The organism is Phenylobacterium sp. (genome assembly GCF_044372605.1).
Taxonomy (GTDB): domain Bacteria; phylum Pseudomonadota; class Alphaproteobacteria; order Caulobacterales; family Caulobacteraceae; genus Phenylobacterium.
Genome location: NZ_JBILRO010000073.1, coordinates 1 through 13,405 on the forward strand (window position 1 = coordinate 1; position 13,405 = coordinate 13,405).

Below are 13,405 nucleotides of genomic sequence, written 5' to 3' on the forward strand. Positions count from 1 at the left end.
TTCGGGGATCATCCGCCAGGTGAGCGTAGAGGTGGGCGACACCGTATTTGACGACCATCCGCTGGCCTTCATCGAGGAAACCGGGATCGAGGGTGGCGACGAGGTCGCTGCCGAGGCGATCGACCTTGATTTCATCCGGCCCGATCTGGCCGAGGTGCTGGACCGCCATCGCCGCACCCTGGATGAGGCGCGCCCCGAGGCGGTGGCCCGGCGTCGCAAGACGAAACAGCGGACGGCGCGGGAGAACGTCGCCGATCTGGTCGACCCCGGCAGCTTCGTCGAGTACGGCCCGCTGGTGGTGGCCGCCCGACGGCGGCGCAACACTCTGGAAGAGCTGATCGACACCACCCCGGCCGACGGCATGATCATGGGCCTGGCCCAGGTCAACGGCGCACTGTTCCCCGAGGACAGGGCCCGCTGCGCCGTGATGAGCTATGACTATACCGTGCTGGCCGGCACCCAGGGCGGCAACAACCACTGGAAGCTCGACCGCATGGCGGAGCTCGCCGAGAAGTGGCGGTTGCCGGTGGTGTTCTTCACCGAGGGCGGCGGCGGACGGCCGGGCGACACTGAGGGCGGCGGCTTTACCCGCGGGTTCGAGTTCTGGGGGCGGCTGTCAGGTGCCGTGCCGCTGGTGGGGGTGAATTCCGGCCGCTGTTTCGCGGGCAACGCCGCGATCCTCGGCTGCTGCGACGTGATCATCGCGACGAAGGACTCGGCTCTGGGCATGGGTGGTCCGGCGATGGTGGAGGGCGGGGGCCTGGGCGTGTTCCGGCCCGAGGAGATCGGTCCCATCAAGGTGATGCAGGAAAACGGCACCATCGACGTGTTGGTGGAGGACGAGGAAGAGGCCGTCCATGTCGCGAAGAAGTATCTCAGCTATTTCCAGGGTCCGCTGGCCGACTGGTCCTGCGCCGATCAGCGCCTGCTGCGCCGCGCGATCCCGGAGAACCGCCTGCGCGTCTACGATATCCGCAAGGTCATCGAGCTGATCGCCGACAAGGACAGCGTGCTGGAGCTGCGCCCGAAATTCGGCCTGGCCATGGTCACCGCCTTCATCCGGATCGAAGGCCGCCCGGTGGGCGTGTTCGCCAACAACCCGATGCATCTGGGCGGCGCCATCGACAGTGACGCCTCCGACAAGGCCGCCCGCTTCCTGCAGCTTTGCGAGGCGTTCGACATTCCGGTGGTGTCGCTCTCGGACACGCCCGGCAACATGGTGGGCCCGGAAGCCGAGAAGACCGGCCTGATCCGGCACTGTTCACGACTGTTCGTCATCGGCGCCAACCTGACCATTCCGATCTTCTCGGTGGTGCTGCGCAAGAGCTACGGCCTTGGCGCCATCGCCATGACCGGCGGCAGCTATCAGGGCTCCATGTTCTGCGTCTCCTGGCCCACCGGCGAGTTCGGCGGCATGGGGCTGGAGGGCTCGGTCAAGCTGGGCTACCGCAATGAACTGGCCGCCATCGCCGACCCGGCTGAACGCAAGGCGAAGTTCGACGAGATGGTCGCCCAGGCCTACGCCCGCGGCAAGGCGCTCAGCCAGGGCAGCGGCGTGCAGCTGGATGATGTCATCGATCCCGCCGAGACGCGCCGCTGGATCCTGGGCGGCCTCAAGAGCCTGCCGCCGGTTCCGCCGCGGGCGGGGAAGAAGCTTAGGTGGATCGACAGCTGGTAGCGATACGGGCCGACTAACGCTACGTCATCATTGCTACCCCCGCTCAACGGCCTACCCTCGAGACAAAGACGACACAGGTCGGGAGGAAGCCAGTTGGCAGTCGGAAGTGGTGGAGTTGAGGCGCCGTCGCCAGGCCTGCCGGTCGCAGGTGATCTGAAGCCGTCGACAGCGATCAAATTCTACTACAGCATCGGCCAGGTGGTGGAATCCGGCTACCTGGCCGCCAACGGTTTCATATTCTTCTATTACACAGCCGTTCTGGGGCTTTCCGGCAGCATGGTTGGCCTCGCACTGGCCATCAGTCTGTGCCTGGACGCCGCTGCGGATCCGTTGATCGGGTCGTGGTCAGACAGCGTCCGGTCGCGCTTCGGTCGACGCTTGCCGGTGATGCTCATCGGCGCACCGCTGACGATGGTGACCATGGGGCTTCTGTTCGCACCGCCATCCGGGTTGTCGCCCCTCCTGCTCTTCGGGTGGCTCACAATAACCAAGATGACGGTTCGAGCCTTCGCCTCGATGTTCAACATTCCCTATTTCGCCTTGGGCGGCGAAATGGCCGAAGACTATGTGGAGCGATCCAGGATCGTCGCCATTCGCCTGCTGTCCGGAATTCTGGTGACCGTGTTGATCACCGCCCTGGCCTATTCCGTGTTCTTCGCCGGTACCGGCGGTCTCCAGAGACCAGATCGCTATCCGGCTTTCGGATGGAGCATCGCAGGGATCATGCTGGTTGGCGCATTGATCTGCTGCGCAGGCATGTGGCGCTATGCTGCGGCGCTTCCGCAGCCCACAACAGCGCCTGAGCCGATGACCCGACGGCTGCTGGGTGAGTTTTCGGAAGTGTTCGGCAACCCGACGTTCCGGATTCTGTTTGGATCGATGTTGCTGTTCGCCAGCGCCTCCGGGGTCCATGCGGCGCTGCAGAACCACAACTATGTGTTCGTCTGGAAACTGCGGCCGGAGACCATGCAGATCCTCAGCTATGCCAGTCTCGCTGGCATTCTGGCGGGCATACCGCTGACTTCGATGCTACTTCGAAGGATCGAGAAAAAGACCGCCGTAGCTCTGGGATTTGCGCTGGTTATTGCGTTCTGGACAATTCTTCCGGGTTTACGCGCAAGCGGCGTGGTGACTTTCACCGGCGCTGACGCCCTGCCATGGCTGGCAGCTTCGACCTTTGTGGTCGGAATCGGTGTCGGGCTGATCTTCATCGCCTACCCCTCCATGATGGCCGACGCAGCGGATGAGCATGAGCATCTGTTCGGCACCCGGCGAGAGGGCCTGTTCTTTTCCGGTCTCGGATTTGCCGGCAAGGCCGCTGGCGGCATCGGCACCCTGGTCGGCGGCTTTGCCCTCGACCTTCTGCGCTTTCCCCGCGACGCCGGACGGCAGGTCAACGCGGTCATCCCGGAAGACGTGCTCGCCAACCTTGTTCTGGCCTGGGGACCGCTCCCTGCTGTCCTCTGTGTGGTGGGGGGCCTGGTGTTTGCGCCGTACGCCATATCCCGCGCCCGACAGGAACATATCTCCGCAGACCTGAAGATCCGACGGGCAGAAAGTCTCAGTGCGGGACGTAGCTCCTGAGCACGTCCTCGATGATGCGCTCCAGCTGCTCCAGGTTCCCGCACTGCTTGGCCACATGGCAGAAGCGCGCATAGCGGTGCATGACGCTGTCGCCCTGGGACCAGTAGCTCTCGGGTTCGGGGTTCAGCCAGATGACGGCGCGCGCGCGATCGTGGATCTGGCGCATGATGTCCAGGCGTGGGTCGGCAAAGTTTGAGCGCCCGTCGCCCAGGAAGATCACCGTGGTGCGGCGGTCGATCTTGTCGAGATGCTGCTCGGCGAAGTCCTGCAACGAGCGGCCGTAGTCTGTCTGCTGGAAGCCGATCTGCTGCAGCACCTTGAGGATGGCGGTGTCGACACCGTGGTCATCCAGGATGTCGTTGACGCTGATCATCCGGCCTGAGAAGGCGAAGGCCTCCATCCGCTCGACCACCTCGTTCAGCGAATAGAGGAAGGTCAGCAGGAACTGGGCCGAGGCGGCCACCGACTTCGATACATCGCAGATCGCCACGATCGAGGGCTTGTCGACCTTCTTCACCTTCCAGAGGATCTCGAACGGCACGCCGCCATAGCCCATGGAGCGGCGCAGGGTCTTGCGGACGTCCAGATGCCCTCTGCGGGCGGTCCGGCGGCGGCGCGAATACTTGGCGGCCAGCCGCTTGGCCATCTTCTTCACCATCGCCTGCATCAGGACGTAGTCGACAGGGTCGACCCCGCCATCGGCGTTCAATTGCTTGCGCAGCAGTCGCTCCTCCCGCAACTCCCGGGCCGAGCCGGCGGCATAGAGGTCGTGCTGTCGGCCCACATAGGTCTGGGCCTGTTCGAACAGGCTGCGGCGGGCCTCGTCCAGGCGATTGGCCAGGCCCTCGCCCTGGCCATCCGGCATACGGCGGGCGTTGGCGATGATCCGCTCGATCTCCTCCAGGCCCATCTCTTCCAGCAGCCGCCGGGTCAGACGCGAGCGCTGGGTGGTGAGGCGGATGTCGGCGACATTGGCGCGGGCCGCGGCGGCTTCCATGACCTGCTGTATGGCGGTGGCGTCGCCCTGCAGTACGGCCTGCGCCAGGGGCGAGCCCTCGGCCTGGGCCATGTCCTGTTCAGAAGGCTCGCCCTGTTCGGAGTCCTTGCCGCCCGGCGGCAGGGTGACAAGGTCGCGGCTGAAGAAGGTCTCGAACACGCCCTCGAACCGATCCACCTCGTCGGCGGTCTTGGCCAGGGTCACGCAGAGCGCGTCCTTGAACAGCTCGCGGTCGCCGTAGCCGGTGACCAGAACCGCACGGCTGGCGTCGATCGCCTCGGCCGGAGAAATCCGGACGTCAGCGGCCCTGAGCGCGCGGAAAAACTGTTCGAGGGTGTGCTGCACTAACGCTCATCCCGGCGAATGCCGGGACCCAGATGGATAGACACCGACGCACGTGCGTAAGCCGCAGCGCCACTCCAACCCACATCGATGCTCTTCGATCTGGGTCCCGGCATTCGCCGGGATGAGCGGCGGTAGGGTGAGAGCGGGCTCATCGCCGGTGCATCAGTTCCGAGATCTGCGGCTCGATCGCCTCGATGTCCTGCTCGAACTTCAGGATCACGTTCAGCGTGTCGCGCACCATGTCGGGGCTCAGGCTGTCAGCGTGTAGCAGGATGAGGGCGCGGGCCCAGTCGACCGTCTCGGAGATCGACGGCGGCTTGCGCAGGTCGAGCGTGCGAAGGGTCTGGACGAACGCGACAAGCTCCTTCGTGAGGCCAGCCTCGATGCCCGGCACACGCGTCGCGACGATGCGCTCTTCCAGCGACGCCTCGGGCAGCGGGATATGCAGATGCAGGCAACGGCGCTTCAAGGCGTCGCCCAGGTCGCGGACGTTATTGGAGGTCAGGAACACCAGCGGCGGCGTCTTGGCCTTGATCACGCCGAGCTCGGGGACCGACACCTGATAGGCCGACAGCACCTCCAGCAGGAAGGCTTCGAAGGCCTCGTCCGACTTGTCCACTTCGTCGATCAACAGGACGCAGCCGTCGTCCTCGCGCAGCGCCTTCATCAGCGGGCGGGGCTCAAGGAAGGGCTCGGAGAAGAACAGGTCGCCCATGCCGTGCAGGCGCACCATGGCGGCGTCCATGTCGGGTGCATCGGCCAGCGCCTCGCCCATCCGGTCCTTCAGGATCTGGGTGTAGAGGAGCTGCTTGCCGTATTTCCACTCGTAGAGGGCCTTGGACTCATCCAGTCCCTCGTAACACTGCATCCGGATCAGCGGCAGGCCGAGCAGGGCCGATGTCGAGAGCGCCAGCTCGGTCTTGCCGACGCCGGCAGAGCCTTCCACCAGGATCGGCTTCTGCAGGTTCACCGCCATGTAGAGCGCGGTCGCGATCCGGCGTGACGCGATGTAGCCGACGCCGCCGAGGCCCTCGATCAGGGCGTCCACCGACGCCAATGGATCGGCCGCGCCTGCAGCGCGCGCGGTCGTCATGGAAGTGCTCAAGGGCTCGATCTTTCGAATGGGGCGCGCCGGACGCCAAACAAGCGTTTGGATTGCCGTGCATTCCCTTTGAAATCAAGCTTTACGGCGAATTCACCAAGAGCGGGTATGCGGGAGGCGCATGCTTCGGTTCGCGCTCTTTGCGGTCGTCCTCTGTCTCGCGGGCAATGCGCGAGCCGCGGGGCTTGATTTAACGCTTGTAACAAGCGCCGGTCGTCCTGTTGTGGACGTGGTCGTGATGGTGCGCCCGGACGCCGGCGTGCGGGGCGAGGCCAGACTTTCGGGTCCATTCCCCTTGGCCCGCACCTCTGAACCCGAGCTCTACGATCACGACGAAACCCGTCGGGCGATTCTCCCGGCAACCGGGAATCTGTCTCTGGGGTGGACCGATGCCCTGAAGTCCTCGCGGCTTCGGCGCGGCGGCGACTGAAAATGTTCAGCAAGCTCTCAACCCGATTGACCGTGCTCTATGCCGCCATGTTCGGCGCGGTGCTTCTGATCATTTCGGCAGCGGTATTCCTGGCGATCTCCAGCGCGGCCCAGCGGCAGGTCCGGATGGAACTGGCCGCGACCGGGACGGTGTTTGACCGTATCTGGAGCATGCGTTCGGAACGATTGGCTGAGGCCGCCGCGCTGTTGTCACGGGACTTCGGCTTTCGCGAAGCCGCCGCAACGCGCGACGCGGCGACGATCGGCGCGGCCGTGGTCAACCTGCGTCGTCGCATGGGGATTGATCTGGCCTTCATGGTCGATGCGGATGGCCGGGTGATCGGCGCGAGCCTCCCCGAGGCGGATCGCCAGCGTCTGGTCCGGTCATTCGCGGCGTCCGATGACCCGTCAGGTGTGTTCCTGGTCGGCGGCCAGCCGTTTCAGATGGTGAGCGCGCCGGTGCTGTCGCCGGAACTGATTGGCTGGGTCGTATTCGCGGTGCGGCTGGACGACCGCGAAATGCGCTCGCTGGAGCAACTGTCAGCTATCCCGCTGACTGCGCGGGTGCTGCATCGCTCATCGCGGGACGGCTGGTCGGACGCCGCCGGCGCCTCCGAACTGACCCGTCCGACCGTGCGTGGGTTTATCGACCAATCCCTGAAAGCCAGGGGCGGGCCTGCTGTGCTGCGTCTCACATCCGGCCAGGTGGTCGCCCTGGTCAAGCCGCTTCACACCGTTGAGCCCGGCGGCGGTGCGGTGTTGTTGCTGCGTTACCCCGTCGCGCAGGCGGTGGCGCCGTTTCGTCCGTTGTTGATTGTCGTTGGCCTGCTGGGTTTGACCGGGCTGGCCGTGGTCAGCTGGGGTAGCTGGATTCTGGCGCGCGGCGTGACCCGGCCGATTTCGGAGCTGGACGAGGCCGCGCACAGATTGCAGCGCGGCGAAGACGCCCGGGTGGACATCAAGAGCGACGACGAGATCGGTCGCCTGGCCCGCAGCTTCAACGCCATGGCTGCCGAGATGCAGGATCGTGAACGCCGCATCACGCACCAGGCTCTGCATGACGACGACACCGGCTTGCCCAACCGGCTGGCGCTGGAACGTGTGGTCGAGGCCCATGTGGACTGGCCGGAGGGCCAGGTCTTTGTGGCGGCGCTCGGCATGGACCGTTTCAACCACATGCGCGGCGCCATCGGGCACAAGCTGGCGGCGCAGGCGGTGCGCATGGTCGGCAACCGGTTGGGGGGGCTTGCGCCCACCTGTGGCGTCGCGCGGATCTCAACCGAAGTGCTCGGGTTCTTGCTCATCGCCGAGAACGCGTCGGCGGCGCTGGAGGACGTGCAGCAACTGCTGGCTCAGCTGGAGCAGCCGGTGCGAGTGGGTGGCGAGGACATCGATGTGGCCCTGAGCGTGGGTATTGCCCCGCTCGAGGACGGCGCCGTGGGGCCTGCCATCGAGCGCGCCGTGGTCGGACTCGATCAGGCTCGCGCGGCACGGCGCAAGATGGGGATGTTTGATCCGCAGGCCTACGGCGATCCGGCGGAGAACCTGTCGTTGATGTCCAGCCTGGTGACCGGCATCCAGGATGGCCAGCTGGAGCTGTGGCATCAGCCGAAGTTCGACATGCGTCGACGTAGTGTCACCGGCGCCGAGGCGTTGGTGCGCTGGAATCACCCGACCCGCGGCATGATCTTCCCTGACGTCTTCATCTCAATGGCCGAGGAGACCGGCCATATCCGCGCCCTCACCGAATGGGTCGTGCGCCAGGCGGTGGCCGATCAGCGGGCTCTGGCCGAGGTGGGCCACCGGGTTGATGTGGCGGTGAACATCTCCGGACGGATCCTGGGCGAACCGGACTTCGTGGATTTCGTGGCCGAGGCTCTCAAGCCGGCAGTCGGCCAGATCTGCTTCGAGATCACCGAAACCGCCGTTATCGAGAACCCCGATATGGCCTTGAAGATGCTGGACCGGTTCGCTGACCTCGGCGTTTCCATCGCCATCGATGATTTCGGGGCCGGTCTGTCGTCTCTCGCCTATCTGAAGCGGATCCGCGGCCATGAGCTGAAGATCGACCGCTCCATCGTCCAGGACGTGGTCGGCAGTCAGCGCGACGCCCTGATCGTGCGCTCCACCATCGATCTGGCTCACAGTCTGGGTCTGAAGGTCGTGGCTGAAGGTGTCGAGACCAACGATCAGTTCTCCCTCCTGTCGGCCATGGGATGCGACCAGGCGCAGGGCTATCTGGTGGCCCGGCCCATGCCGTTAAGGCGTCTTTTCGACTTTCTGGACGAAGATCGTCACGATTTGCGCCATCACGCCTGACTTTTGGAGGGCGACCTGATCCGGGCGCTGCCCACGCGCGCCTCGTTCTAGACGTCGAACCGAACCCCCTGCGCCAGCGGCAGGGTGCGGCCATAGTTCACGGTATTGGTGGCGCGGCGCATGTAGGCCTTCCAGCTGTCGGAGCCGGCTTCCCGGCCGCCGCCGGTTTCCTTCTCGCCGCCGAACGCCCCGCCGATTTCGGCGCCGGACGGGCCGATGTTGACGTTGGCGATGCCGCAGTCCGATCCACGTTCAGAGAGGAACAGTTCGGCTTCCCGCAGGTCGTTGGTGAAGATCGAGGACGACAACCCCTGCGGTACGTCGTTCTGGGCGGCGATGACCGCGGCCATTTCGGAATATGGCATCACATAGAGGATCGGCGCGAAGGTCTCGCGCTTCACAACATCGGCTTGTCCCGACATCTCGACCAGCGCCGGGCGAACATAGAGCCCGCCGCCGACGTCGACCGGCTCCCCACCCGTCACGATCCCCCCGGCGGCGCGGGCGTCGGCCAGCGCCTGCTGCATCAGATCGAACGCGGCCTGATCGATCAACGGGCCGACCAGGGTGTCGGGCGCGCGGGGATCGCCCACCCGGACCGAGGCATAGGCCGCCTTCAGGCGCGGCAGGAAGGCGTCATACAGGCTCTCGTGAACGAACAGCCGCCGTAGCGTGGTGCAGCGCTGGCCGGCCGTGCCCATGGCGGCGAAGGCGACGCCGCGCAGGGTCAGGTCCAGGTCCGCCGACGGCGCGACGATGGCGGCGTTGTTGCCGCCCAGCTCCAGCAGGGCGCGGGCGAACCGGGCGGCCAGTCGCGGCCCCACAGCGCGGCCCATGGCGGTGGACCCGGTCGCCGACACCAGCGGGACCAGAGGATGCTCGACCAGCGCCTCACCCACCTCGCGCCCGCCGATCACAATGGCGGACAGACCCTCCGGCGCCCCGCCGAACCGGGCTGTCGCGCGTTCAAACAGCGCCTGCACGGCCAGCGCCGTGAGCGGGGTCTTCTCCGACGGCTTCCACACACAGGTGTCGCCGCAGACCAACGCCAGGGCCGAGTTCCATGACCAGACCGCCACGGGGAAGTTGAAGGCCGAGATGATCCCCACGACTCCCAGCGGTCGCCAGGTTTCCATCATCCGGTGCTCCGGCCGCTCCGTGGCGATGGTCAGACCGAACAACTGGCGCGACAGGCCCACCGCATAGTCGCAGATATCGATCATCTCCTGCACCTCGCCCAGGGCCTCGGAGGTGATCTTGCCGGCTTCCAGGGTGACGAGGGCGCCGAGGTCCGCCCTCGCGGCGCGCAGCTCTTCTCCGAACAGGCGAACCAGCTCGCCCCGGCGCGGCGCGGGCACACTGCGCCAGTCGAGCCAGGCGGCATGGGCGGTCTCTACCGCCCGGGCGACGTCCGAAGGCGTGGCGTCATGCACGTGCGCCATCACCTCGCCGGACACGGGAGAGCGAACGGGCCGGCCGCCGCCGGTCCAGAGGGTTTCCCGAACCCCCAGGCGGTGGAGAACGGCGGCGGCGTCCGCCGCGACGGAGGTGTTCTTCATCTGGACCGTCATGACCTACTCGGCGGCGTCGCGAAAGGGGGTGGCTTGCGGCGCGTAGAAGCGTCCGAAACGGTTATCCAGGAAGGCCGGCAGGGGTATGTCCTCCTGACGGATGAAGCCCGCCTGCGGCAAGGCGCCGTCGGCCAGCATGTCCAGCACCGCGCAGATGGCGCCGGCGGTGGTGATCTGGATCGCGCTCTTCACCTCGCCGCCTACCGACCTGGCGAAGACCTTGTTGACATAGGTTTCCTGCATCAGATGCCCGGCCTTCATGCCCGAGACCGTGACAAACACGATCACCACGTCCTGAAGGGTGGCCGGCACCGCGTTCTCCAGGATGTCCTTCAGCACGTCGCGGCGATTGCGCAGATTGAGGTCGTTCAGCAACGCCTTCATGATCGCCGCATGGCCGGGATAGCGGATGGTCTTGTAGTTGAGGTTGCGGACCTTGCCCTCCAGGGTCTGACACAGCGTGCCAAGGCCGCCGGAGGTATTGAAGGCTTCATAGGCCACACCATCCAGTGCGAAGGCCTCGCACTCTTCCAGCGCAGGAGTCTCCCGCAGCACGCCGCCGGTGATGGCCTCGCAGGGTTCGCAGTATTCGTTGATCACCCCGTCGGTCGACCAGGTCATGTTGTAGTTCAGGGCGTTGGATGGATACCGGGGCAGGGCGCCGACCCGCAGGCGCACGTCATGCAACTGGTCAAAGTGTTTGATCAGGTCCCAGGCGGCGATGGTGATGAAACCGGGCGCCAGCCCGCACTGCGGGACAAAGGCGGTGGTCGCGTCGACGGCCAGGTCGCGGACGATGCGGCTGGAGGCCACATCCTCCGTAAGGTCCAGATAGTGGGCGGCGGCCAGCTTCGCCGCCCGGGCCACGACGGTGGTCAAGTGGTAGGGCGCGCAATTGACCACGGCGAAGACGCCGGTGAGCCGCACGGCCAGAGCCTCTGCGCTGTTGATCGCCATCGCCAGGGCAGACACCCCGGGTCTATCCCGGAATGTCATCAAGGCGACTTCGGATTGATCGACGATCAGGGCTTCATAGTCCCCGCTCGCCACCAGAAGATCCACGACCGTGGACCCGATCTTCCCGGCTCCGATAATGGCCACTCTGCGCATCGTTCATCCCCTCAACATCCTGCACGCGAGGGTCCCGGGCTTCAGAGTCGATGGCAATTGCACTTTCGGCGATGTGGTGGGATATTTTCGGCGAAACGAGCAGTCATTTCGGCGAAACGACGATGGATGATCTTGACGAGCACCTGCTGGCGCGGCTGCGGGAGAATGCCCGGGCGCCGTTGGCCGAGCTGGCCCGCGCGCTGGGGCTCTCGCGTACGACGATCCAGAGCCGGCTCGCCCGGCTGGAACGGAGTGGCGTGATCGCCGGCTATTCGGTTCGGCTGGCCAATGCCTACGGGATCACACGGGTCCATGCCTTCATCATGCTGACCGTGGAACCCAAACAGGCCGCCGCCGTCACCGCAGCCCTCAGGCGCATGCCGGGCGTGCGGCGGCTTCAGTCGGTGAGCGGCCCCTTCGACCTGATCGCCACCGTAGAGGTGGCCGATGTCGCCGAGATGGATGCCGCGATCGACGAGATCGGCGCGGTGAAGGGTGTGGAGCGCACCAACTCCTCCATCGTGCTCTCCACAAAGTTCGACCGGTAGGCGCGCATGGCCCGTATCCTCGCCGTTCACGCCCATCCCGACGATATCGAGATCCTGGCCGGCGGTACGCTGGCGCTGCTGTCCGGCCAGGGTCATGCGGTGACCATCGCCACCGCCACGGCGGGCGAGGGCGGCTCGGCCGTGCATGATCCGGCGCAAACCGGCGCCATCCGCCAGGCCGAGGCCGCCGCCGCCGCCGCCCTGATCGGCGCCGACTATCTCTGCCTGGGGTTCGCCGATCTGGGTGTCTTCAATGACGATCCCTCGCGCCGCGCGGTGACGGAACTCATTCGCCGCGTCCGCCCCGATCTGGTGATCACCGCCTCCCCCATAGACTATCACCCGGACCATGAGGCCATCAGTCTGCTGGCGCGAGATGCCTGCTTCGCGGCGCCCGTGGCAAATTACCGTACCGGTCCGTTACAGGCTCTCGACCATATTCCGGCGCTCTACTTCATGGACTCCATCGGAGGCCGCGACCGGGACGGCGTGCGCATCCCCCGCCACTTCACCGTGGACGTGGGCGCGACCTTCTCGACCAAACAGGCCATGCTGGCCCAGCACCGGAGCCAGGCCGACTGGGTGGCGAAACAGCACGGCATCGTGGACCACCTGGCCGACATGGTCGCCTGGACCCGCCGCGTCGGCCGCGACGCCGGGGTCGAATATGCCGAAGGCTTCCGCCAGTACCGCCACCCACCCTATCCGAAGACGCCGGTGTTGCAGGATCTGTTGGGGGCAGTGGTGTTGCCGCAGGAGGGGTGACGGTCGTCCGCTGATTAGCCGAGGCTGGAGCCTGTCCGGTTCAGATGGAATCATCTGGAAAAGCGGGACACGCGAGCCCGCCTCTGCCCGCGAGCCGATGTCCCGCCCCTTGATCATGTTTGACGCGCTCAGATCCCCCGCGCCGCGTCATACCGCGCCCACATCGGCGCGCAGTCCACCACCTGGCGTTCGTCCATCGCCCGGTCGATGGCCATCACCGTCAGGCCCGCCTCCAGCGAGTCATAGGGCGTAACGGGGAACGCGGCCCTTCCCTCCAGCGCGGCCAGCAAGTCCAGCGCCATCGCCTGGTCGGCGCCATTGTGGGCATCGGCGGTGACGCCGCCGTAGTCGATCTTCTCCGGCTTGCCGCGATGGAGGGCGCGGCGGACCATCAGCCTGTTGCGCACCAGATCGGCGATCAGGGTGCCCTCGGTCCCGGCCACGTACCAGCGCCGCTCGGTCAGGGCCACGTGGCTGTTGGCGTGGAACGAGAGGCGCACGTCATTGGCGTATTCCACCATGGCCACCTGGTGGTCGGTGACGTCCATGTCCGACTGGAAGGCGTCGTTGGCGCCGGCCCAGCCGGCGTCGCGCAGGGCATAGGCGGCCGAGCCGTCCTCCCAGGTGCGCGGCGGGTCCTTGCGGTCGGGCGTGAAGATCCGGCGACCGCCGAAGCTTGCCACCCGGGCCGGCCGCGCGCCGGCCAGCACGCCGAACGCGCCGGCCAGCACGCCGAAGATGTCGAAGTCGTGGACCACCTTGTCGAGGAAGTAGGAGCCGCCCCAGGCCTGCTTGCGCCGCCAGTTGCGCGCCAGATAGCCGCCGTGCTCGGGCGGCAGGTGCTCGGTGGCGTCGATCGAGACCACGTCACCCAGCTCACCCCGCGCCACCCGGGCCTGCACCTCGCGCACGATCGGCAGCGAGCGCATCACCAGCCCCACGAAGACCGGCGGGGTC

General features: G+C 66.3%; 11 protein-coding genes. 6 read left to right on the forward strand and 5 right to left on the reverse strand.

Going from position 1 to position 13,405, the window contains the following annotated elements; translation table 11 throughout:
- Together ACIQ42_RS08145 and ACIQ42_RS08150 are read left to right on the forward strand one after the other, a co-directional pair.
- On the forward strand, positions 1 to 1,678 hold a 1,678-nt coding region (locus ACIQ42_RS08145), incomplete at its 5' end, for an acyl-CoA carboxylase subunit beta (RefSeq protein ID WP_397421701.1).
- Positions 1,679 to 1,771: 93 nt separating this feature from the next.
- Positions 1,772 to 3,262 carry an MFS transporter gene (locus tag ACIQ42_RS08150; protein WP_397421702.1) on the forward strand — a complete coding sequence of 497 codons (1,491 nt, stop codon included), beginning with the start codon at positions 1,772 to 1,774 and terminating at the stop codon, positions 3,260 to 3,262.
- Here ACIQ42_RS08150 and ACIQ42_RS08155 read toward each other — a convergent pair.
- A complete protein-coding gene (locus tag ACIQ42_RS08155; protein ID WP_397421703.1) occupies positions 3,240 to 4,604 on the reverse strand; it encodes a VWA domain-containing protein in 1,365 nt (454 codons plus the stop codon). The two genes, ACIQ42_RS08150 and ACIQ42_RS08155, sit on opposite strands and share 23 nt — an antisense overlap.
- 148 nt (positions 4,605 to 4,752) lie before the next feature.
- Positions 4,753 to 5,697, reverse strand: coding sequence for an AAA family ATPase (locus ACIQ42_RS08160; RefSeq protein WP_397400426.1), 945 nt, complete (start codon positions 5,695 to 5,697; stop codon positions 4,753 to 4,755).
- 244 nt (positions 5,698 to 5,941) lie between these two features.
- Between ACIQ42_RS08160 and ACIQ42_RS08165 the strand changes: the two genes are divergently transcribed.
- Together ACIQ42_RS08165 and ACIQ42_RS08170 are read left to right on the forward strand one after the other, a co-directional pair.
- On the forward strand, positions 5,942 to 6,136 hold the full coding sequence (locus ACIQ42_RS08165) for a hypothetical protein (RefSeq protein WP_397421704.1): 195 nt from the start codon (positions 5,942 to 5,944) through the stop codon (positions 6,134 to 6,136).
- 2 nt (positions 6,137 to 6,138) lie between these two features.
- Positions 6,139 to 8,454, forward strand: a complete 2,316-nt coding sequence (locus tag ACIQ42_RS08170) for a putative bifunctional diguanylate cyclase/phosphodiesterase (protein WP_397421705.1) — start codon at positions 6,139 to 6,141, stop codon at positions 8,452 to 8,454.
- A 47-nt stretch (positions 8,455 to 8,501) separates the two neighbouring features.
- On the opposite strand, the gene ACIQ42_RS08175 is transcribed toward ACIQ42_RS08170, so the two are convergent.
- Together ACIQ42_RS08175 and ACIQ42_RS08180 are read right to left on the reverse strand one after the other, a co-directional pair.
- Positions 8,502 to 10,025 (reverse strand): aldehyde dehydrogenase family protein, encoded by a 1,524-nt coding sequence (locus ACIQ42_RS08175; protein ID WP_397421706.1) that lies wholly within the window; start codon positions 10,023 to 10,025, stop codon positions 8,502 to 8,504.
- A 3-nt stretch (positions 10,026 to 10,028) separates the two neighbouring features.
- The gene (locus tag ACIQ42_RS08180; RefSeq protein WP_397421707.1) at positions 10,029 to 11,135 is read right to left on the reverse strand and encodes a saccharopine dehydrogenase family protein; all 1,107 of its coding nucleotides are present in this window, start codon (positions 11,133 to 11,135) and stop codon (positions 10,029 to 10,031) included.
- 122 nt (positions 11,136 to 11,257) lie between these two features.
- Here ACIQ42_RS08180 and ACIQ42_RS08185 point away from each other — a divergent pair, with 122 nt between their 5' ends.
- Positions 11,258 to 11,683, forward strand: a complete 426-nt coding sequence (locus ACIQ42_RS08185) for an Lrp/AsnC family transcriptional regulator (RefSeq protein ID WP_397421708.1) — start codon at positions 11,258 to 11,260, stop codon at positions 11,681 to 11,683.
- A 6-nt stretch (positions 11,684 to 11,689) separates the two neighbouring features.
- On the forward strand, positions 11,690 to 12,448 hold the full coding sequence (locus ACIQ42_RS08190; RefSeq protein WP_397421709.1) for a PIG-L deacetylase family protein: 759 nt from the start codon (positions 11,690 to 11,692) through the stop codon (positions 12,446 to 12,448).
- A 128-nt stretch (positions 12,449 to 12,576) separates the two neighbouring features.
- On the opposite strand, the gene ACIQ42_RS08195 is transcribed toward ACIQ42_RS08190, so the two are convergent.
- Positions 12,577 to 13,405 (reverse strand): Gfo/Idh/MocA family oxidoreductase (locus tag ACIQ42_RS08195; protein WP_397421710.1); only part of this gene is annotated, 829 nt, incomplete at its 5' end.